Origin of the sequence: Subsaximicrobium wynnwilliamsii, from assembly GCF_007997225.1 — a bacterium.
Classification (GTDB): domain Bacteria; phylum Bacteroidota; class Bacteroidia; order Flavobacteriales; family Flavobacteriaceae; genus Psychroserpens; species Psychroserpens wynnwilliamsii.
This window is the reverse complement of the sequence record NZ_VORM01000081.1, coordinates 1-1,886: the sequence shown is the minus strand read 5'-3', so window position 1 is coordinate 1,886 and position 1,886 is coordinate 1. Positions and strand designations below refer to the sequence as shown.

Annotated in this window: 1 protein-coding gene; it reads right to left on the bottom strand. The window is 41.3% G+C overall.

What is annotated here, in order from left to right:
- Nucleotides 1–50 precede the first annotated feature (50 nt).
- A complete protein-coding gene (gene ltrA / locus ESY88_RS20550; RefSeq protein ID WP_147129063.1) occupies nt 51–1,313 on the bottom strand; it encodes a group II intron reverse transcriptase/maturase in 1,263 nt (420 codons plus the stop codon).
- Between the last annotated feature and the right edge of the window lie 573 nt (nt 1,314–1,886).

Below are 1,886 nucleotides of genomic sequence, written 5' to 3'. Positions count from 1 at the left end.
GTCTCGTACCTGCCTGCCGGCAGGCAGGTACGGCGGTTCGATAATGAAACTTATCGCTTGTAGTATTCAATTAAACTAACATAACCTTTCATCTTTAACCGTTTTATGGTAATGGTAGTCCGTAAAATAGGACTTTGAGCAACTGCCCAACCTCCCATTCTTGTGCGACTCCACGCATAGGCATGTTCTTGGTCAATTCCTAAACGAATCAGGTTTTTCCGTTTCCGTTCTAGTTTCTTCCAATGATGCCAGATGCAATACCGTAATCGGTTTCTTAGCCACTCTTCTAACTTTTTAAGTTTAGCTTGAATGGATGCCGGTCTAAAGTAATTTATCCAACCACGTATCAACAGATTGATACGGTCGATACGTTCTTCAAAACTTGCGGGTATTGTCTTTTTGGTAAGGTATTTAAGCTTTGCTTTGAATTCCTTCCATTTGGACGGTTTTACCACTAGTTGATATGTGCCTTTTTCTCCTTTCTTATAGGTCGGCACAAAACCAAACCCGAGTACTTGGAAACTTAAAGGTTTACGTATGCCACTTTTCTCCCTGTTTATCGGCAGTCGGAGTTTGTCTTTCAGAAACTTGTAGATACTGTTACCTACACGTTTTGCTGACTTTTCACTCTTAACATAGATACTGAAATCGTCGGCATATCTTACATATCGGTGTCCTCGTTTCTCTAATTCTTTATCCAACTCATTGAGCAGGATATTTGAGAGCAATGGACTTAAGTGCGAGCCTTGTGGCACACCCTTTTTCCGTTTGTGTAATTTACCATTGATTAGTATCGGGGCTTTGAGAAATGAACGTAGTAGCTTCATCGTTGGTTTGCACTTTGCCTTTTTGTAAATCAATTCTAAAAGAATATAGTGTTCCACTTCATCAAAGAAACTCTTTAAATCTATGTCAACTATATCCCTATAACCTGAATTAATATTTTCAAGGCTTTGTGCGATTGCCTGATGGGCGCTGCGCTCTGGTCCGGATCCATAACTATGCTGTTGAAAGTCTGGCTCGAATATGGGTTGCATAACTTGATGTAATGCTTGCTGAAACACCCTGTCAACAACTGTGGAAATACCGAGTAATCGCTTCTTCCCGTTGCTTTTTGGGATTTCAACACCCAATATTGGAGACACCTGAAAAGTCTCTCTTTCTATTTCCCCGATATATCGCTTACCTTGGCTTTGCAATATAGATTTTAGTCCGGTTATATGAACTCCATCTAATCCTGCTGAACCCTTGTTGCGATACACCCGCTCATAGGCGTCGTTTAAATTCTTTTTACTTGTTAATTGTTTAATCATTGTTACTAAATTGACTTGCTGTCCCGCTTGATCAAAGGCTATTATTTTACTGGAAGTCTATCCGTAACGCAAAACAACTCCTTTGTTCATTAAAGACCATTATCGTTCTGTCCTTCACCAACCTATCAGGTAGTTGGCTACTATGGCTTCTGCTGACTTCTCTAGTATACCAACTCGTGGTTATGCCTGCGCGCCAGCTGGCTCGTTCGCTAAAAATGTCTAATAGACATTTTCTTTACGCTCCGCCCTCCAGGTAATGACATCTTCTTTCACCCGATCCCTGCCGTATCTACATTTATGCACTTTGGTATTCTTTTGGGCGTTACAATGATGTGCTTGCTTACCCATGCATAAATGCCTCATATACGGTTTCTGTTCGTCAGTACCGAGCTTTGTGGTCGGTATTTGCTCGTTATTCAATCGCAAATAACCTTCAGTCCTAGTCTCACAACTAGCAACCTTGCAGCTTACTAATGGTTCAAGGCGTTACCCCTGCCCATAAGGGACTTGCACCCTCTAGATTAATTAACTACTTTTCTGTAGTTATAAAGATGCCCATGCTGGGCACACACA

Coding starts and splice junctions, on each gene's coding strand:
- ltrA (WP_147129063.1), bottom strand. CDS start 1,313: ATGATTAAACAATTAACAAGTAAAAAGAATTTAAACGACGCCTATGAG.